Below are 18,115 nucleotides of genomic sequence, written 5' to 3'. Positions count from 1 at the left end.
CATTGTGAACAAATACAACGAGACTCAAACTATAACGTCTTATTTTCTCAATTCGCATTTTGACCTCACTTATCTTTCACAAAAGAGCAGGTTAAAAAAGCATCATAAAGGCTGATTTTCAAGAAGATTGAAGATTTATTTGGAAGTTATTATAATTTCACCGTTACTTTGTGTCATAATAACGCAAAGCAGAAATGAATCCGGAATTCCACACCTATAAAAACCCCTCTCTCGCAGTTGACCTTGTGGTATTCGGCTACCATAACCAGTCGCTATCTGTATTGCTGCTCAACAGAAAAGACGAGCCTTTTAAAAATGGCTGGACCCTCCCCGGAGGATTCCTGCAAATGGAAGAAACACTGCAGCAGGTCTGCAACAGGATTATGCACACTAAGATTGGCATTGAAAACCTTTATCTCGAACAGCTTTATTCTTTTGATGAACCCAACCGGGATCCCAGAGGCCGGGTAATTTCTATTGCTCATTACGCGCTGATCAATCCGGAGCGTTTTGAAATTGTAGCAGGAAAAATGGCCAACGATGTGCAATGGTTTCCGGTAAACCAACTGCCAGCACTTGGCTTTGATCATGGGTTGATCTTCGATCAGGCCTTGCAGCGGTTGAAATCCAAAATACTCTATTATCCTGTAGGTTTTGAATTGCTGGACGAAACATTTACCATGCCTGAACTACAGGCACTTTATGAATGCATTTTAGGCATTACGATTGACCGGAGAAATTTCCGCAGAAAGATACTGGATGCAGAATACATCTTACTAACCGGCAGCAAACGGGAAGGCTCAAAAAACCGCCATCCTGATTTATACAAATTCAACAAAGCATTGAAACAAAGTAATTTTCAATTGAACATTTCAGCTCAGCAATAGCATACCGCTTTGCGATGATGATTAAACCTTAAAACCATGACCAATTCCCATAAAGAAGAACTAATTAAAAAGTACCAGAAAAAAGAAAAGATCAAATTCCTTTTCTTCTGGGGGCACCAACCCGCCAAAGACGGCCATATTTCTGCAAGTTGTTTCAGTCAGTGGTGGATTGCTCCATTTACCCATGAAGGAAAAACTTACCCCAGTACAGAACATTGGATGATGGCAAAGAAAGCAGAATTATTTGAGGATTTTGCCATTGCAAAAAGAATCCTGGAGGTTAAATCCCCGGCCGAAGTAAAGAAACTGGGGAGATTAGTGGAGCGCTTTGATGCCAAAGTATGGGATGCTCATAAGTTTGATATTGTCCTTGCCGGAAACTATCATAAATTCAATCAGCATCAGGAGCTGAAAGACTTTTTATTGCAAACGAAGAACAGGGTTATCGTAGAGGCAAGCCCGGTAGATCCGGTTTGGGGAATAGGCCTCGCTGCTGATGACCCGAAAGCAGAAAACCCTTTATTATGGAAGGGTGAAAACTTGCTTGGCTTTGTCTTAATGGAAGTAAGATCGCAATTGAATGCTTAAACATCATCCAATATGAAAATCGAGTTGGTCAAAGGAGACATTACTACTATTAAAGCAGACGCAATCGTAAATGCAGCAAACAGTTCATTGCTGGGAGGCGGTGGAGTGGACGGAGCAATTCATCGAAAGGGTGGAAAAGCCATTCTGGAAGAATGCATTTTAATTCGGAACAGGCAGGGTGGCTGTGCAACCGGACACGCGGTCATCACAACTGCAGGGCTTCTGCCTGCAAAATTCGTGATTCATACCGTTGGCCCGGTATGGAATGGCGGATCTAAAAATGAAGACAAGCTATTACATGATTGTTATAAGAACTGCCTGCAGTTAGCATTTGAACACCATTTAAAAACGATTGCATTTCCCGGAATAAGCACAGGAATCTATCATTTCCCGAAAGATAAGGCTGCAGAAATCGCCATAGATACCGTCCGGAATTTCAAGAATGTAAAGGCATTTGACCGTTTGATTTTCGTTTGTTATGACGAAGAAAGCCACGAGATATATCAAAAACTATTGTAATTATTAACCTTCAACGCTATGAACAACATTAATGAGCATACCGAAATCTTCACAATTGATCATTTCCTGACTGATGAAGAATGTGATCAGTTGATTTTCAAAAGTGAAGAAATGGGCTTCGAAGAAGCGAAAGTAAATATTGATGGTCAACAGGCGATGATGAAAATGATCCGCGACAATGAAAGGATTTTATATAATGATCTTAATTATGCCGGAGAGCTTTGGGAAAGACTTAAAACCCATATCAGACCAGTCATTGGCCATGCTGAAGCTATTGGATTAAATGAATTATTCCGATTCTACAAATATAGCCCCGGACAACGGTTCAAAATGCACAGAGACGGCAGCTTTATACGCAGTGAAACAGAATTCAGTTATTACACATTTATGGTGTATCTGAATGAAGGATATGAAGGTGGAGAGACTAAGTTTAAATCCGGAGAGGTCATCACTCCAAAAAAAGGGATGGCCCTGATTTTTGAACACAGTCAGCGCCATGAGGGTGATCGCCTTATCAACGGAATCAAGTATGTTCTAAGGTCTGATATCATGTATAGGCTAAATTCCTAAACCTTTCCAATTGTAATTTAATTGTCATAGAATCACATTTACCCTCTTTTATTGTTTAGAAAGATTCTAAATAGATTACATTTGTCATGCTATTTGGTTAGAAAACAAAGTCCTGTTTACCTGTGCATAATGAAGCACAGGTAAGTCAGGCACAATCTTTAGATCCCATTTGATGAAGCGATTATCCACAATAAGTCATAGCCCAGTCCAATTTAACCTCGCCACATTATTCCTGAGAATCGGATTTGGCGCATTAATGATCCCCAGTCACGGTTACGCGAAATTGATCCATTTTGCAGAGAAGAAAGATACTTTCATGAGTTTTATGGGCCTGGGCAGTACTTTTTCATTGGGCCTGACTGTATTCGCCGAATTATTTTGCTCCATTCTTATCATTCTTGGTCTTTTTACCAGACTCGCTACCATTCCGTTACTCATTACCATTTTTGTCATTCTGGGCATACACAACTGGGAGATCTTTGGAGAACATGAACTTGTCCCTGCTTTTTTAGTTGGCTACCTGTCTATTCTTTTGCTGGGACCAGGGAAATACAGTATTGATGCCATGATCAGTTCTAAAAAAAGATAGGTTTTGTATTCCTTAGTTTAGTGCAGCTACAGGTTTTGAACGTGCAGAAATCATCACAATGATCAAAGCAGTGCTACTCCAGAATAACATTTGCCATGTTGCCGCATTCCATCCCCCATATTCCCAGGCCAGCAAACCAGCATAAGTCCCTGCTGCAGCTCCTATAAAATAAGTGGTCATATAAATGGTGTTCAGCCGGCTATGGGCATGTTCATGCAAGCTGTAAATTCTGGTAAAATTGGTAATCTGCGTGGCCTGAACCCCAATATCCAAAAAGAAAACGCTAATGATCAGAACAGCTATAGAAAAAGGGAATAGCTTGATCAGAAGAATACTTCCAATAATCATGCAGACCGTCATCACGAGCGACTTATACACACTTCCCCTATCTGCCAACTTACCAAAGTAAGGTGCAACCAGCGCCCCTCCTATCGCAATCAATCCAAATAAACCAATTGTTCCTGCATGATAATGAAATGGAGAAGCACTCAAATGAAAAGTCAGGGTGGTCCAGAAAGAACAAAAAACCCCAAAGGTAAATGCGCCCAACACCGCAGCCTGCCTCAACACCTTATATTCTTTAATCAGGGATAAGGTAGATCTCAAAAGGCTGAGGTAATTTCCTTTAAATTTAGACGCAGCCTCGGGCAGGTAAATTTTTAAAAGGATGCACATGACCATCACCATGAAAGCCGAGATCGCAAACACGGACCTCCAGCCCAACCATTCGGTGAGGAGTCCAGCTGTAACCCTTGCACCCAGGATTCCCACCAAAATTCCGCTAAACACCTTACCCACCGTGGCCCCTCTGTTTACCTTATCTAAAGTCGCCGCCATTGGTAAAATGATCTGTGCGGGTGTGGAAAAAAGACCAACAAAAAAACTCAGGATGGAGACTTGCAGGAGACTGGTAGAAAAAGCAACCATCACCAGTGTTATGGAGAGCAATCCTGCCAAACCGATGATCAGGTTTTTCCTGTTTACTTTATCCCCAAGGGGGAGTAGAAAAAACATTCCCAATCCATAACCGAGTTGGGAGATCATAGAAATCTTGCCAATTTCACTTTCTGTCGCATTGACGGAAAGCCCTATTTCCTTTAGAATCGGTTGGTTATAATATACGTTTGCTACTATAATTCCTGCGGAAATTGCCATTAAGGGAATCACTACAGGTCGTATTTTTGTATTTTGATCAGACAGCATCATTTGTTGTTTAGGAATGTCGCAAATCTATGACCGCTCTGATTTTAATAATTGTACTTATTAATCCTATACTTGTAAAATTCAACGTGAAAAGATTTATCCAGCATGAGGCCCTTTTTATCCGGCATTTTACTACGCTAAAATGGCCTTTTCCTTTGCATAATCACGATCATTTTGAATTGGTGTTCATCCATTCCGGCAAGGGAAAACATTACCACAATCAGATAGAGCAGCATTATGAAGGCAAAAGTCTCTTTTTACTTGCACCTCAGGATGGCCATATTTTCGATATCACGGAAGAGACCACCTTTAGCGTATTGAAGTTCAATAACATGTACCTGGAGGGCTTTTCTAATGAAAAGACAACGAAAGACTGGAGTAAACTCATTGATCATTTACTGGCCATCAGTGCCACTTATGATTCCAGGTTAGTCAAATCTGAAGATGATCTGGAAAAGATTGATCAAATCATGTTATTGATTGTCAGAGAATGGCAAAACACGTTAAGCCCATCCAATGAGCTGATTTTTCACCTCATCCGGGCAGTATTTTCCATTCTGAAGAAGAATGCCATCACTGATATGATCACCGAGCAATCGCCAAATGGCCATACTTTGATTTCCGTCGTTGAATTTATCCACTCCCATATCCAGGAGCCAGAATCACTAAAGATGAGTGTACTATCTACCCATTTCCATTTCTCTCCTAATTATTTAAGTAATCTGTTCAAGCGTCAGATGAATGTTTCCATCAAACAATATATTGATGATTATAAATTCAAGGTCATTGAGAGTCAGTTGAGTTCCGGGAATGCGACAAAAAAAGAGATCAGCTATAAATTCGGCTTCAGCGACCTCAGCCATTTTAACAAGTTCCTGAAAAAATACAATCCGTTAAATGGCAGGATACCGGGAAAGAATGAAAATGGAGCAATTTATATCGCTCATTTAAATCATCAGCAGAGCTAAAAACGTTTTTCAAACGTTATGCTGTAAAAATAAAGAATTGCCATAAAATGAATAAAAACTATAATGTAAAAATCGAAGGAAACGAAGAATTACTGGAGCGGTTTATCGATGCCATCTGGTCTGATACCATTAAAGAATCAGCAGAATACCCCCATCCTCTTGAATTACCAACAGGAGAACTTTTTCTCATTGATAGTATCATTAGATATTTCCTGAATAAAGCACCATTTACCGCAGAAAAAGCCGGTCAATTTTGTGATAAAATCAGAAAGCAGGCCCCGGAAGGATTTCAGGAATACAGCCTGGAAAAATGGGTTGAAGAAAATGTTCAAAAACCATTTTTTGGTAAAGCGCCTGTCCGCTCTGCAGATGATTACCTGCTAAGCCCAGGCACTGATCTTTCTGCCGTAAACCCTGAACATTTAAGTTTTGTATGTTATGTGGCCATCTGTTTGATGAAATACGGAGCAAGCTTTGAAATCGTGACCGTAAACAGGTACTTCCGGATGGTAAAATCCCTCGGTTCAAATGAAGTGGAAGAATTGAAAAAATATGGTTCAGGGAAACTGGCAACACAGTTAACAAACTATAAAGATGAAAATGTAAGCTGTGTAGCCAATGATGTTTTTGCCACCATTAAAATCAAAGTAAATCAGGAATGTGAAGCGGCTTATCAAGCCATCTTTCAGTTCATAAACGCACTCCTGAAAGTTGATTTCCCGAAAAGTTATTCTATAGAATTTTCCGCAAAAACAAAGCAGATCCTCCCCATAAAAGGACTCATCAAAACCGGTGTCCATCATCTCTTTGCCAACGCTGTTCAATATCCGGACCTCCATAAATTAATTGAAGAATACGCCCTCCTTGCAATGAAAAAATGGGAATGGTACCATAATCTACAGGACGAAAATTGCGCGATGCCTTCTACCTTTGCTGTTTTTGCATTGGGTCTTGAAAGTGAAAAACACTTTGAGCTGGTGAAAAAGTACATGCAGGAGGTTGACGAAGAACACCAATCCATTCAGGAGAAATTCACTCCTGCTTTTGTGGAAAAGTTTGGCATCAGCAAAGCCTCCTTACCTGTCTTTATCAGCTGTATTCTATCAATGCAGGAACACAAACCGTTTAAACTGTTTGCTGAAGCTTTCCATAACGTTGAGAACTTACAATTGCTGCTGGATTGCAAAAGAAATTTTACGGATTACATCAGCAAAAGCAGCAAAGAAGACTGGTCGGAAGAAGATGCCAGAGAGATGCCGGCTTACATTTGGACTTATGTGATCTACAGCATCTGGGGACCCGACAACAAATACCCTGCACTGATCAAAAAGTCGCCTCCCGAAATGAAAGCTTTTTATGAAGAACTCTTGCAATAACATGACTTGAAAATCCTTTAATCTGAATACCTTTTACAGATCATATTATCAGCATTATAAAGCTTATGGAATATAGACAATTAGGCGCATCCGGACTCTTTGTTCCGGTACTCACCTTTGGAACCGCCACTTTTGGTGGTGGCAACGACTTTTTTAAAGCCTGGGGCAGTACACAGGTTGAGGAGGCTACGCGCATGGTCAACCTGTGCATGGATGCCGGGGTCAACCTCTTTGATACCGCGGATGTTTACTCAGCAGGTTTATCAGAGGAGATCCTGGGGAAAGCCATCAAAGGAATAAGAAATAAAACCCTGATCTCGACCAAAGCCACCTTCACTTTTGGAGAAGGCCCCAACAACCAGGGATCCTCCCGTTTTCACCTTCTAAAGCAACTGGAAGGCAGCCTTAAGCGATTAAACACCGATTATATTGACATCTATCACATGCATGGTTTTGATGGGAATACCCCGGTCGAAGAGACATTAAGAACCCTTGATGACATGATCCAAAGTGGAAAAGTACGCTATATTGCCTGCTCTAATTTTTCCGGATGGCACCTGATGAAATCTTTGGGAATATCTGAGAAATATGGCTGGAATAAATATGTGGCCCATCAGGTATATTATTCCCTGACCAACAGGGAATATGAATGGGAACTGATGCCTTTAGGTCTGGATCAGAATGTTGGCAGCTTCATCTGGAGCCCACTTGCCGCAGGCCGCTTAGGAGGCAAATACGGACGCAACAAACCCATTCCTGCAGATAGCCGCATTGCACAGGGCGGAAGTCCTGTTCCGGAGGCCATCCTGAATGAAGAAGTCTTCTATAACATTACAGATGCCCTTGATGAAGTGGCTGAAGAAACAGGAAAAACAGTGGCACAGATTTCCTTAAACTGGTTGTTGCAGCGTCCTACCGTTTCAAGCATCATTATAGGCGCGAGAAATGAGGAACAACTGAAACAAAACCTGGATGCTGTAGGATGGAATTTAACGCTGGAACAAGTAAAGAAACTGGATGCAGCTAGTGAAGTTCCAACGATCTATCCTTACTGGCATCAGCGTCAGAATACCAGCCTGAATCCATTACCAGATTTTTACTAAACGGGAAGCATTATCGGCTTAACCTGCTTGAGCAAGGGATTGACTCAACAGGTCAATAAAAAACAAACTTTACAAAATAAGAAAGGCGAACCAAATGGTCCGCCTTTCTTATTTTCCCTGAGCTGTAAAAAACGGATTAAATTAATCCTTCTTTCACACATAAACTAATGAGTTCAGAGCTGGTTTTAACACCAGATTTCCGAATAATATTCTTACGATGAGATTGAACGGTATGCAGGGAAATAAATAGTGATTCTGCAATTTCTTCACTTTTATAACCAAGGGCGATCAACTTAATGATTTCCATTTCCCGTTTACTAAAATTTAAATTGAGCGAAGTGCTTTCCGATTCTGGTTTGACATTGACCGGCCATACATTCTCCGTTCCCTTTAAATCCATCAATGCAGGGGTGTAATCATTCACAGCGGTCAGGTGATTGATATTCGTATGAATATGAAGTACCTGTGAGATACGGCCTGTTTCCTCATCAGAGAGGAATACAGACTCATTATGGAACAATTCATAATTGCCACCAACCACTTTGAACCTAAAACAGTAAGTCGTTTTGTAATAGCTCTTCAGGTTATCTTTACCTACCTGATTGAGCATAAACCGATAACTTGCCGATTCTGTCTGCGCTACATAATTGATGTCTTCAGGATGGATACAACCCAGGATACTATCCACAGTTGCTGATTCCGGATCTAGTCCTAAGATATCAGCGATACTTGGATCTATATATCTGATCTGTTGGCCATAGAAATCTACTAAATAGTAGTAAAACTGCCCTGGACTAAGAAATGAGGGCAAAAACTGATCTAAAATTACTTTAGGTAAAGCCATATTTGAACGTGTGTAGAAGTCGCTACGCCTATCCCAGGGAGCATTCATGACGTTATTATTAAATTCCATAAATTCCATAAGGTTAATTGAAAAGATTAAAAAATAAAAAAACGGCTCGTCAGTTTATTCATAACGGGTTTTGAGAACGTCTTTAGTTTTTCTTCATCTTATTAAAAAAATATAAAGTAGGTATTGTAGGATCAGAAGACGGGTTCTGCCTCAAAAACTTACCAGATACAATTATTCATTAACAAATTGGCATTAAAGAGCAGATAGTTACCGCAAAGGTGTGTTACGCCGGAGACTCGCGGGGTAACAGGAATAAGAAATGATTTTGACATGGTGAAATAGGGGTTAGATTAAAAAAATTATAAATTGATTAGATTCATATTTAGTTAGCACAATTAACAATCCGATCTGAATGATCTATTATTCAAACGACAAAGAACTCCCTTATGGTCTTACAGAACCAAGAGAAATATTTTTTTCCAAAGAGTTGATAAAACGATAAGAGAAAAAAAGAAGCAAACTGAACATCAGCCCCCCTGAAAGGAACAAAAGACAGTTGATGAAGTACAAATGATAGATCAGCATCGGAATTTAAACAAATTAGGAATAAAAATTACTCTTTAAGAAATTTAACCTAAAAAGACCTAATTTTAAAAAAATTCGGAGTTTCAGATTAAACTTCTAAAGACCAATTAACAACAAAAACTAATCCAATTAAACAGAAAAAGCATCCCTATAAGTGGGGATTTTACTAAAAACTTTTTTGATAAATCGTTTTTAAGCAATCAAAAGGGTATTTTTTTGTTTCCATCACCAAAAGTCAACTAATCTGACCGAACGAAAGCCCGTTCTTATGCGAAATCAGAAACTTTTTTTCAAGCCTATTGCTACTTTTATCTACAAAACCAGGCATTATTCCTCATTTTTGTTCAAAAAAACAGAATAGTCCAAAATTTCAAAAGTTTAAACAAGCTTTTTCATTGAAATATTTTACACCGTCAGGAAACAGGCAAAGCAATTTAATTAACCTGCCGGCTGCGGCTCAATCTGCCTGATCATTTTCAAAAGATAGGCTCCGTAACCACTCTTGATCAATGGTGTAGCAATTGCAGACAGCTGCTCATCATCAATGAAATTCATCCGGTAGGCCACTTCCTCGATACATCCGATTTTCAGCCCCTGACGCTCTTCGATGACCTGTACAAACTGACCAGCCTGCATCAATGAAGCAAAAGTACCGGTATCCAGCCAGGCAGTCCCCCGACTCAGCACTCCAACTTTAAGTTTACCCTGCTCCAGATAAACCTTATTCACGTCTGTGATCTCATACTCTCCCCTTGGAGAAGGTTTGATATTCCTAGCAATTTCTACCACAGAATTGTCGTAGAAATACAAACCAGGCACCGCATAGTCCGACTTTGGTACTGAAGGTTTCTCTTCAATAGAGATCGCTTTTTTATTTTCATCAAATTCCACCACACCATAGCGTTCGGGATCTGACACCGGATAAGCAAAGACCACGCCTCCCTCAGGGTCAGAACTACCCTGAAGGAGCTTGGCCATCCCGTCCCCGTAAAATATATTGTCGCCGAGTACCAGTGCTACTTTATCTGTCCCGATAAAATCTGCACCGATTACAAAAGCCTGGGCAAGGCCATTAGGCTCGGCTTGTACCGCATAAGAAAATTTACACCCCAGCTTACTTCCGTCACCCAGTAGCTTCTCAAAGTTCGGCAGGTCATGAGGTGTTGAAATGATCAGAATTTCATTAATCCCCGCCAGCATTAAAGTAGACAATGGATAATAGATCATTGGTTTATCATAGACCGGCATCATTTGTTTACTCATCACCAGGGTCAAAGGATGTAAACGTGTCCCGCTACCTCCTGCTAGTATAATTCCTTTCATTTATTCTTTTTTTATAGCGTTAATACATTTGATCAGGCTATCCCTCCAGTAGGGGATCTCCAGACCATATACCTGTTTAATTTTTGCCTTATCCATTACAGAAAAAGCGGGCCGGGCTGCTTTGGTTGGATAAGCAGAACCCGGAATTGAATGGAGTTTTACCACCGTATCACTCAGGTCAAAAATGGCCTTTGCAAAATCATACCAGGAGGTCACTCCTTCATTGCTGTAATGGTAGGTTCCGTATGCTTTACGGTCTGATGCGATGATCTCCAATAGCACTAATGCCAGGTCTATCGCATAAGTTGGTGTTCCTACCTGATCCACAATCACACTGAGTTCATCACGTTCCGCACCTAGCTTAAGCATCGTTTTCACAAAATTATTCGCAAATTCAGAATACAGCCAGCTGGTGCGAAGGATGTAATGTTCCTTTAATATTTTTGTAATTTCCTGCTCTCCGTCAAGTTTGGTTTTACCATAAACACTGATCGGTTCAGCCGGGTCATTTTCATTTAAAAGTTTCGGTACTTTTCCATCAAACACAAAATCTGTAGAAATATGGAGCAGTGTTGCCTTAAATTGCGCACAGCATCTGGCCAGGTTTGCGGCACCGTCTTTATTGATTTTCTCGCAAAGGCCGGGTTCATCTTCCGCTTTATCTACTGCAGTATATGCCGCACAATTGATCACGAATTCAGGCGCTTCTTCCTGAAACAATTTTTCCAGGATAACCGGGTCCAGTATATTCCCTTCAAATTCATCGAGAAAACGAACAGAGGTGACTGCTCTTTCTTCGCAAATTTTACTGATGCATTGACCCAATTGACCGATTCCGCCAAAAACAAGTATGTTCTTTTTACTGTTCGTTATATTCATATTGTTGGTTATAATATTCCTGATAATGCCCGGAGGTTACATTTTCCAGCCAGGTTACATTTTCAAGATACCAATCTACAGTTTTTCCCAGACCTTCTTCGAATTGTAAGGAAGGCACCCATCCCAGGTTCTCCTGTAATTTTGTAGAGTCAATTGCATAGCGGAGGTCATGCCCTGCCCGATCTGTTACATAGGTAATGAGTTCCGCAGATGTGCCGGGAGTTCTTCCCAGTTTTTGATCCATGATCTTACACAACAAATGGATCAGGTCGATATTTTTCCATTCATTATGTCCGCCGATATTATAGGTATCCCCGGATTTTGACTGGTGGAAGATGGTGTCAATTGCACGTGCATGATCTTCGACCCAAAGCCAGTCGCGCACATTTTCACCTTTACCATAAACAGGTACAGGTTTATTATTTTTTAGGTTGTTAATGGCCAGCGGGATCAGCTTTTCAGGAAAATGATGAGATCCGTAGTTATTTGAACAGTTCGAAATGACCACATCCAGGCCATAAGTATCGTGATAGGCCCGAACAAAATGATCAGAACTCGCTTTTGAAGCAGAATAAGGGCTATGCGGATCATAAGAAGTACTTTCCGTAAACATCCCTATTTCTCCAAGGGCACCGTAAACCTCATCTGTGCTGACATGGTAAAAGCGATGCTGAGGATAATTTCCTTTCCAGGATTCTTTTGCCGCATTCAATAAGTTCACCGTTCCGATCACATTCGTCATTACAAATTCCATTGGATTACTAATGGAACGGTCTACATGCGATTCCGCAGCAAGGTGGATCACCGCCTCAGGTTTTTCCAATTGAAAAAGCTCATTAATAAAGGCTGCATCGGTAATATCTCCTTTGATAAACCTGTAATTAGGAGCCGATTCGACATCAGTAAGGTTCAATAGGTTGCCTGCATAAGTTAGTTTATCCAGGTTGATGATTTCATAGTCAGGATAGTTTTTTACAAACAACCGGACCACATGTGAGCCGATAAAACCAGCGCCACCGGTAATTAAGATCTTCTTCATATTCAGTATTTTTTTAGCTGTTAATACGCATTATCTTCTCCTTTGATCATATTAATGACCGTCAGGAAGACAATTTTCACTTCTAACATTGCAGTCCAGTTTTCCAGGTACCAGATGTCGTGTTGTACCCTTTTTTGCATGGCATCGTCTTCTTTGGTTTCTCCTCTGAAGCCATTTACCTGTGCCCATCCGGTGATTCCCGGTTTTAAGAAATGGCGGACCATAAATTGATTGATGATGGCCCGGTATTCTTCTGTATGTTTTAGCATATGTGGTCTTGGGCCTACTACACTCATATTTCCAAAGAGTACATTAAAGAACTGAGGCAACTCATCAAGGCTGGATTTTCTAAGAAATTTCCCTATCGGAGTAATGCGGTCATCGTCTTTGGTGGCTTGTTTTTTATCACTGTCGTTGTTGACCTTCATGCTTCTGAACTTATAGCACCAGAAAGGCTCATCATTCCTTCCGCTTCGGAGTTGTTTAAACAAAACCGGCCCTCTGCTTTGCATTTTAATCAGGATGGCAATCAGAGGATACAACCAGCTCATCAGAAAAATGATCACCCCAAGACTAAAGACTATGTCAAAAGCCCGTTTTTTAAAGCGGTTGCTGACACTTTCCAGGGGTTCTTTTCTAAGTGAAATTACCGGAAATTCATCTCCCACATAGCTGATCGTATAAGGCGTAGCCAGGGTGGTCGCCATATCCGGAATAAACTTTACCCTCAGACAATGCTTGTCGGCTACCTCCAGAAAGGTTCCAATTTCCGACATGCGGTGTGGTTCCAGCGATACATAAATATCCTTTACCCCACTTAATGCTGCTGCAACCATTTTGGAAATAAAACGGGTTGGCAGGTTTCCGTTTTCATCCGCATAGATCCTGCTGCCATCATCAAGATAACCATAAAAATCTATATTGTATTGGCGGTCCAGATAATGCGCCAGTCGCCTTCCGGTAGGATTAACACCAATTAAGGCTACTTTTTTATTTACGTTAAAACGCTGCACCAGTAAAAACTGGAAGGCAGTTCCAAGGAATCGGTTCAGCACAAAGGCGCCCAGCAACAAGGCATAGAATACCAACAGGAAAGTTCTGGAAAAGTCTACATCCCTGGAAAACAACAGATACAGAGCGAAACCAACACCATGTAATGCGATGCTGCGCCAAGTTCCCCTGTAAATCCGCTCCAGCCTTCTTGATCCATAATCTGAATACAGGCCAAAAATCACCGTATTGAACATCCACAGCAGGTTACAAACCACCATATAATGCTGCCACAGTTCATAAGAAACTGTTTTACCCAGGTATTCGGTAAGGTAATAGGCTAAAACATAGACCAAATTGAGCATTACAAGATCTGTAATGGGCAAGATGTATTTGAGCAAGTACAAATAACGTGTTTGCATCTGAAATGGGATAAATAGGGTTGAGTTGTTAAGAAGTCGTTAATAAATTGCAAACAAAAAGCACTCATTTATAAAAACAACCTAAAAATTTCAAGTCATCATAATAAACCTCTTAACATTTACCAAAATTAGCTCGATTACCGATTCAAAATGTCCCCACAAATAGGTATTTTAAGAAAAACAGCAACATTTTCAGCTCATGATAGGTAGTTTTACAATAAAAAAAAAGGAACTACTTATGAAAATTGCGGTAATAGGAACAGGATATGTAGGTTTAGTAACCGGTACATGTCTTGCAGAGACAGGAAACAATGTAATCTGCGTAGACATTGACAAAGCAAAGGTGGAAAAGATGCAAAATGGGATCATTCCCATCTATGAACCAGGCCTTGACACTTTATTTCTAAGAAATATATCACAAAAGAGATTGACTTTTACAACTGATCTTGCGCTCGCTGTCAGAGAAGCGCAAATCATCTTTATGGCTTTACCTACCCCTCCGGGAGGAGATGGCAATGCCGATCTTTCCTATATTCTGGGAGCAGCAGAAGACATCTCAAAACTCGTTACAGAATATAAAGTAATTGTCAATAAATCAACAGTCCCCGTAGGTACTGCCGCTAAGGTGCAGGCCGTTTTTGCAGCAAATACTACCGTCGAGATCGATGTGGTTTCCAATCCTGAATTTTTACGTGAAGGTGTTGCGGTAGAGGATTTCATGAAACCCGACCGCGTAGTGGTGGGCACCAGAAGCGAGCGTGCCATCAAACTGATGACAGAACTCTATGGACCTTATGTCAGACAGGGAAACCCGATTTTATTTATGGATGAGAAATCTTCAGAGCTCACCAAATATGCAGCAAACTCATTCCTCGCCACCAAAATCACATTTATGAATGAGATCGCCAATCTATGTGAACTGGTGGGATCTGATGTCGATGCCGTACGTCGCGGGATCGGTGCCGACGAGCGCATTGGTAAACGCTTCCTCTTCCCTGGCATTGGTTATGGAGGTAGTTGTTTTCCAAAAGATGTGCAGGCCTTATCAAAATCCGCAGCAGAAAACGCCTATGATTTTCAGATCCTGAAAGCAGTGATGTCTGTAAATGAAAAACAGAAAACTGTACTCGTCGATAAAATATTAAAATACTACAACAACGATATACAAGGGAAACATTTTGCCCTCTGGGGACTTGCTTTTAAGCCGGAAACCGACGATATCCGCGAAGCACCTGCTTTATACATCATAGACCGCCTGCTCAAACAGGGTGCTACACTTACTGTTTTTGATCCCGAAGGAATGGGTAATGTAAAAGCGCTCCTGGGAAATCAGGTTACGTATGCCATAGATCAATATGAAGCATTAAAAGGTGCAGATGCTTTACTCATCGCCACAGAATGGTCGCTATTCAGAAATCCGGATTTCGATCAGATGGAAGAATGTCTGAACAGTAAAGTGATTTTTGATGGCCGGAACTTATATGATCTTCAAAAGATGACTGATCTGGGCTATTACTATAACAGTATCGGCAGGTCTCTTATTGAAAATGAAGTTCTTATCGATAACCAATAACTACATGGATAAAAATAATTATGTATTGATTATGGCTGGTGGCATTGGCAGCCGCTTCTGGCCCAAAAGCCGCAATCATTTTCCCAAACAGTTTCTGGACATCTTAGGAACAGGAAAATCACTTCTTCAGATCACCTATAACCGGTTCTTAAAAGTCTGTCCTGCTGAACATATTTTTATCGTCACCAATAGTCAGTATAGTGATATTATCCTGGAGCAACTACCGGAGATTTCAGCCGATCAGCTGATTTGCGAGCCCAGCAGAAACAACACTGCTCCCTGTATTGCTTATGCATCTTTCAAACTAGCAGCCCTCAATCCGGAAGCTAATCTGATTGTAGCCCCCTCAGATCATTTCATCTTGTTTGAGGATGTTTTTGTAGAACGAATTGGTTTTGCATTGGAGTATACCCGCAACCACGAAGCCCTGGTGACACTTGGAATCAGCCCAATCAGACCAGACACAGGCTATGGATACATTCAGTACGGAAAAGAAACTGAAGAGGGGATTTATAAAGTAGAAAAATTCAGAGAGAAACCGACCCTTCAAAAGGCGCAAGAGTACCTCTCAGCGGGGAATTACCTCTGGAATGCAGGAATCTTTATCTGGAAAGCAAAGACCATCATCAGTGCTTTAAAGAAATACGCTCCTGAAATTCATGATCTGTTTGAAAGTGGAAAGGAACATTACAACAGTCCTGCGGAACGCGCTTTTATCGATGAAAATTATGCCAGCTCTCCGAACATATCGATAGACTATGCCATTATGGAACAGGCGGATAACATTTACACCATTCCTGCAAATTTCGGCTGGTCGGATCTTGGCACCTGGACTTCATTACACGAAGCTGCAGGCAAAGATGCCGCTAATAATGTGATTTCGGCCAAACAGGTCAATGTGCAGGATACACAGAACAGCATCATCCATATCAATACACACAAGGTTGCCGTCATCAGAGGACTGGACAACTTTATTGTAGTAGATGATGGCAATGCATTACTCATCTACCCTAAAGACCAGGAACAGGAGATTAAAGAGGTGGTCAGGCAACTGGCAGATGAATTCGGAGATAGTTTCACTTAATTAAATTAAAATATGGGGATAAATCGCATTCCATTAATCAAACACACGCTCTTCGGTATCGCTTTCCTTTTGATGTTCTCCAATCAGGCACATGCACAGCGGCTTGATGTTAAATATGAACTCGAGGCTCAGGCAATCGGTACCACAAATGATGTGGTTCCTTTCTGGATGCGGTCTAATCAATTTGGCTCCGTTCCCCTTTCCGGTGTATCCGCTGGCTTTATCGGAAGGGCTTATAAGGAATACAAAAAATCCAACACCAAACTCTTCGACTGGGGCTTTGGCTTCGAAGGAAGGGCCAATGCAGGGAAAGGTTCAAACCTTCAGCTCATTGATGCTTACGCAAAGGTAAAACTGGGGGTATTTCAGTTCAAAGCAGGCAGAACAAAGGATGTCATGGGGCTGAATGGCGATACGATATTGAGTTCCGGTAATTTCGCTGTTTCCGGTAATGCACCCGGAGTACCAAAACTGGAACTCTCTATTCCTGAGTATTACAGGGTACCCATTTTCGACGGACTGTTCTCTGTAAAGGGAAATTTTGTACATGGATGGCTGGGCAGGACACCCATTCTGGACAGCATCGCCCCTGCTCCTAAAATCATTTATTATATCAATGATAGAAATCCCAAAACATATTTCCATCAAAAATCACTGTACATCAGGCTGGGAAAAGCAGACTGGAAGCTGAAACTTTATGGAGGCTTCAATCATCAGGTGTACTGGGGCAATGAACAAGCTGCTTATGGTGATAATTTCAAATTGTCTCCTGCGGAAACGTTCTTTTATGTCGTTACCGGAAAAGCATATGGCACCAAAGGAGTTCCTACTTCTAAGATCGGCAATCAGCTGGGCTCAATAGACCTCGGTGCGGAATATGATTTCGATGCGGTAAAGGTCATGATCTATCGTCAGAATTTCTATGATGTAGGTGCTTTATCCAAACTTGGGAACATCAACGACGGCCTGAATGGGATCAGTGTTGAAAACAGAAAATATAACGACAAGACAACGGGCTTTGCCTGGAAGAAGGTTTTATTTGAACTCTTTTATTCTAAAGATCAGGCCGGATATCCCTGGTCTACGTTTACCAAATCGGGGGATGAAGACTATTACAATAACTTCTATTACGTGAATGGATGGTCTTATAAGAACATGGGCTTAGGAAATCCATTGATCACCGCCAGACATGATGCCAGAAGCGGACAAGCGATCAAAAAAGCAGATTACTTTATCAACAACCGGGTAATCGCGGTCCATACCGGTCTTAGTGGCACTGTCCTGAACTGGGACTTCATGACAAAAATCAGCTATTCCTGGAATTACGGAACTTTCGGAACCAGCATTTATGGAAACTCAACAGGTAAAATCAGAAATCCTCAAACAACGAATATCTTCAAACCTGTTGAGCAATTCTCCTTCTATTTAGAAGGCTCTAAAAAGCTTAAAAATGGCTATAGTGCAGGTTTTGCAACCGCACTTGATCAGGGCCAGCTCCTGAACAATTCCCTGGGCTTAATGCTCAGGCTAAAAAAGCAATTTCAATAAAACCACTAACCAAATA

Annotated in this window: 17 protein-coding genes; 11 read left to right on the top strand and 6 right to left on the bottom strand. The window is 41.1% G+C overall.

Going from position 1 to position 18,115, the window contains the following annotated elements; genetic code table 11:
* The first annotated feature begins 194 nt into the window (after window positions 1-194).
* From BUC20_RS08825 to BUC20_RS08805, 5 genes are all read left to right on the top strand, one after another.
* A complete protein-coding gene (locus BUC20_RS08825) occupies window positions 195-887 on the top strand; it encodes an NUDIX hydrolase (protein ID WP_073230091.1) in 693 nt (230 codons plus the stop codon).
* Window positions 888-923: 36 nt separating this feature from the next.
* A complete protein-coding gene (locus BUC20_RS08820) occupies window positions 924-1,475 on the top strand; it encodes an NADAR family protein (protein ID WP_073230089.1) in 552 nt (183 codons plus the stop codon).
* Window positions 1,476-1,487: 12 nt separating this feature from the next.
* On the top strand, window positions 1,488-1,994 hold the full coding sequence (locus tag BUC20_RS08815; RefSeq protein ID WP_073230087.1) for an O-acetyl-ADP-ribose deacetylase: 507 nt from the start codon (window positions 1,488-1,490) through the stop codon (window positions 1,992-1,994).
* A gap of 18 nt (window positions 1,995-2,012) precedes the next feature.
* Window positions 2,013-2,564 (top strand): 2OG-Fe(II) oxygenase, encoded by a 552-nt coding sequence (locus tag BUC20_RS08810; RefSeq protein ID WP_073230085.1) that lies wholly within the window; start codon window positions 2,013-2,015, stop codon window positions 2,562-2,564.
* Window positions 2,565-2,736: 172 nt separating this feature from the next.
* Window positions 2,737-3,153, top strand: coding sequence for a DoxX family protein (locus tag BUC20_RS08805; RefSeq protein ID WP_073230083.1), 417 nt, complete (start codon window positions 2,737-2,739; stop codon window positions 3,151-3,153).
* 12 nt (window positions 3,154-3,165) lie between these two features.
* On the opposite strand, the gene BUC20_RS08800 is transcribed toward BUC20_RS08805, so the two are convergent.
* The gene (locus BUC20_RS08800) at window positions 3,166-4,359 is read right to left on the bottom strand and encodes an MFS transporter (RefSeq protein ID WP_200800915.1); all 1,194 of its coding nucleotides are present in this window, start codon (window positions 4,357-4,359) and stop codon (window positions 3,166-3,168) included.
* Between the two features lie 83 nt (window positions 4,360-4,442).
* Here BUC20_RS08800 and BUC20_RS08795 point away from each other — a divergent pair, with 83 nt between their 5' ends.
* The 3 genes from BUC20_RS08795 to BUC20_RS08785 all read left to right on the top strand — a co-directional run bounded on the left by BUC20_RS08795 (window position 4,443) and on the right by BUC20_RS08785 (window position 7,803).
* Window positions 4,443-5,324, top strand: coding sequence for an AraC family transcriptional regulator (locus BUC20_RS08795; RefSeq protein WP_159441078.1), 882 nt, complete (start codon window positions 4,443-4,445; stop codon window positions 5,322-5,324).
* Between the two features lie 47 nt (window positions 5,325-5,371).
* A complete protein-coding gene (locus tag BUC20_RS08790) occupies window positions 5,372-6,700 on the top strand; it encodes a DUF6138 family protein (RefSeq protein ID WP_073230079.1) in 1,329 nt (442 codons plus the stop codon).
* A gap of 65 nt (window positions 6,701-6,765) precedes the next feature.
* The gene (locus BUC20_RS08785; protein WP_073230078.1) at window positions 6,766-7,803 is read left to right on the top strand and encodes an aldo/keto reductase; all 1,038 of its coding nucleotides are present in this window, start codon (window positions 6,766-6,768) and stop codon (window positions 7,801-7,803) included.
* 136 nt (window positions 7,804-7,939) lie between these two features.
* Here the strand turns inward: BUC20_RS08785 and BUC20_RS08780 are convergent, their stop codons facing one another.
* The 5 genes from BUC20_RS08780 to BUC20_RS08760 form a co-directional block, all read right to left on the bottom strand.
* A complete protein-coding gene (locus tag BUC20_RS08780) occupies window positions 7,940-8,716 on the bottom strand; it encodes a LuxR C-terminal-related transcriptional regulator (RefSeq protein ID WP_159441077.1) in 777 nt (258 codons plus the stop codon).
* Between the two features lie 963 nt (window positions 8,717-9,679).
* Window positions 9,680-10,564 (bottom strand): glucose-1-phosphate thymidylyltransferase RfbA, encoded by an 885-nt coding sequence (rfbA, locus tag BUC20_RS08775; RefSeq protein WP_073230075.1) that lies wholly within the window; start codon window positions 10,562-10,564, stop codon window positions 9,680-9,682.
* A complete protein-coding gene (gene rfbD, locus BUC20_RS08770) occupies window positions 10,565-11,443 on the bottom strand; it encodes a dTDP-4-dehydrorhamnose reductase (protein ID WP_073230073.1) in 879 nt (292 codons plus the stop codon).
* Window positions 11,424-12,482 (bottom strand): dTDP-glucose 4,6-dehydratase, encoded by a 1,059-nt coding sequence (rfbB, locus tag BUC20_RS08765; RefSeq protein WP_073230071.1) that lies wholly within the window; start codon window positions 12,480-12,482, stop codon window positions 11,424-11,426. Before rfbB ends, rfbD begins: the two co-directional genes overlap by 20 nt.
* 20 nt (window positions 12,483-12,502) lie before the next feature.
* Window positions 12,503-13,894 (bottom strand): undecaprenyl-phosphate glucose phosphotransferase, encoded by a 1,392-nt coding sequence (locus BUC20_RS08760; RefSeq protein WP_073230069.1) that lies wholly within the window; start codon window positions 13,892-13,894, stop codon window positions 12,503-12,505.
* Window positions 13,895-14,132: 238 nt separating this feature from the next.
* On the opposite strand from BUC20_RS08760, the gene BUC20_RS08755 reads away from it, so the two are divergent.
* Genes BUC20_RS08755 through BUC20_RS08745 form a run of 3 tightly spaced genes read left to right on the top strand, consistent with a single transcriptional unit; the run spans window position 14,133 to window position 18,099 of the window.
* On the top strand, window positions 14,133-15,467 hold the full coding sequence (locus BUC20_RS08755) for a UDP-glucose dehydrogenase family protein (protein ID WP_073230067.1): 1,335 nt from the start codon (window positions 14,133-14,135) through the stop codon (window positions 15,465-15,467).
* 4 nt (window positions 15,468-15,471) lie between these two features.
* Window positions 15,472-16,551: a mannose-1-phosphate guanylyltransferase gene (locus BUC20_RS08750; protein ID WP_073230065.1), complete on the top strand. Its 1,080-nt coding sequence runs from the start codon at window positions 15,472-15,474 to the stop codon at window positions 16,549-16,551.
* Between the two features lie 12 nt (window positions 16,552-16,563).
* A complete protein-coding gene (locus tag BUC20_RS08745) occupies window positions 16,564-18,099 on the top strand; it encodes a capsule assembly Wzi family protein (RefSeq protein WP_073230064.1) in 1,536 nt (511 codons plus the stop codon).
* Window positions 18,100-18,115 lie beyond the last annotated feature (16 nt).

The sequence above is a fragment of the Pedobacter caeni genome (assembly GCF_900129215.1).
GTDB lineage: Bacteria > Bacteroidota > Bacteroidia > Sphingobacteriales > Sphingobacteriaceae > Pedobacter > Pedobacter caeni.
The sequence above is the reverse complement of the archived record's forward strand: the minus strand, read 5'-3'. Positions and strand labels throughout refer to the sequence as shown.

Coding starts and splice junctions, on each gene's coding strand:
- BUC20_RS08750 (WP_073230065.1), top strand. CDS start 15,472: ATGGATAAAAATAATTATGTATTGATTATGGCTGGTGGCATTGGCAGC.
- BUC20_RS08825 (WP_073230091.1), top strand. CDS start 195: ATGAATCCGGAATTCCACACCTATAAAAACCCCTCTCTCGCAGTTGAC.
- BUC20_RS08780 (WP_159441077.1), bottom strand. CDS start 8,716: ATGGAATTTAATAATAACGTCATGAATGCTCCCTGGGATAGGCGTAGC.
- BUC20_RS08810 (WP_073230085.1), top strand. CDS start 2,013: ATGAACAACATTAATGAGCATACCGAAATCTTCACAATTGATCATTTC.
- BUC20_RS08760 (WP_073230069.1), bottom strand. CDS start 13,894: ATGCAAACACGTTATTTGTACTTGCTCAAATACATCTTGCCCATTACA.
- rfbD (WP_073230073.1), bottom strand. CDS start 11,443: ATGAATATAACGAACAGTAAAAAGAACATACTTGTTTTTGGCGGAATC.
- BUC20_RS08745 (WP_073230064.1), top strand. CDS start 16,564: ATGGGGATAAATCGCATTCCATTAATCAAACACACGCTCTTCGGTATC.
- rfbA (WP_073230075.1), bottom strand. CDS start 10,564: ATGAAAGGAATTATACTAGCAGGAGGTAGCGGGACACGTTTACATCCT.
- rfbB (WP_073230071.1), bottom strand. CDS start 12,482: ATGAAGAAGATCTTAATTACCGGTGGCGCTGGTTTTATCGGCTCACAT.
- BUC20_RS08785 (WP_073230078.1), top strand. CDS start 6,766: ATGGAATATAGACAATTAGGCGCATCCGGACTCTTTGTTCCGGTACTC.
- BUC20_RS08800 (WP_200800915.1), bottom strand. CDS start 4,359: ATGATGCTGTCTGATCAAAATACAAAAATACGACCTGTAGTGATTCCC.
- BUC20_RS08820 (WP_073230089.1), top strand. CDS start 924: ATGACCAATTCCCATAAAGAAGAACTAATTAAAAAGTACCAGAAAAAA.
- BUC20_RS08805 (WP_073230083.1), top strand. CDS start 2,737: ATGAAGCGATTATCCACAATAAGTCATAGCCCAGTCCAATTTAACCTC.
- BUC20_RS08815 (WP_073230087.1), top strand. CDS start 1,488: ATGAAAATCGAGTTGGTCAAAGGAGACATTACTACTATTAAAGCAGAC.
- BUC20_RS08790 (WP_073230079.1), top strand. CDS start 5,372: ATGAATAAAAACTATAATGTAAAAATCGAAGGAAACGAAGAATTACTG.
- BUC20_RS08755 (WP_073230067.1), top strand. CDS start 14,133: ATGAAAATTGCGGTAATAGGAACAGGATATGTAGGTTTAGTAACCGGT.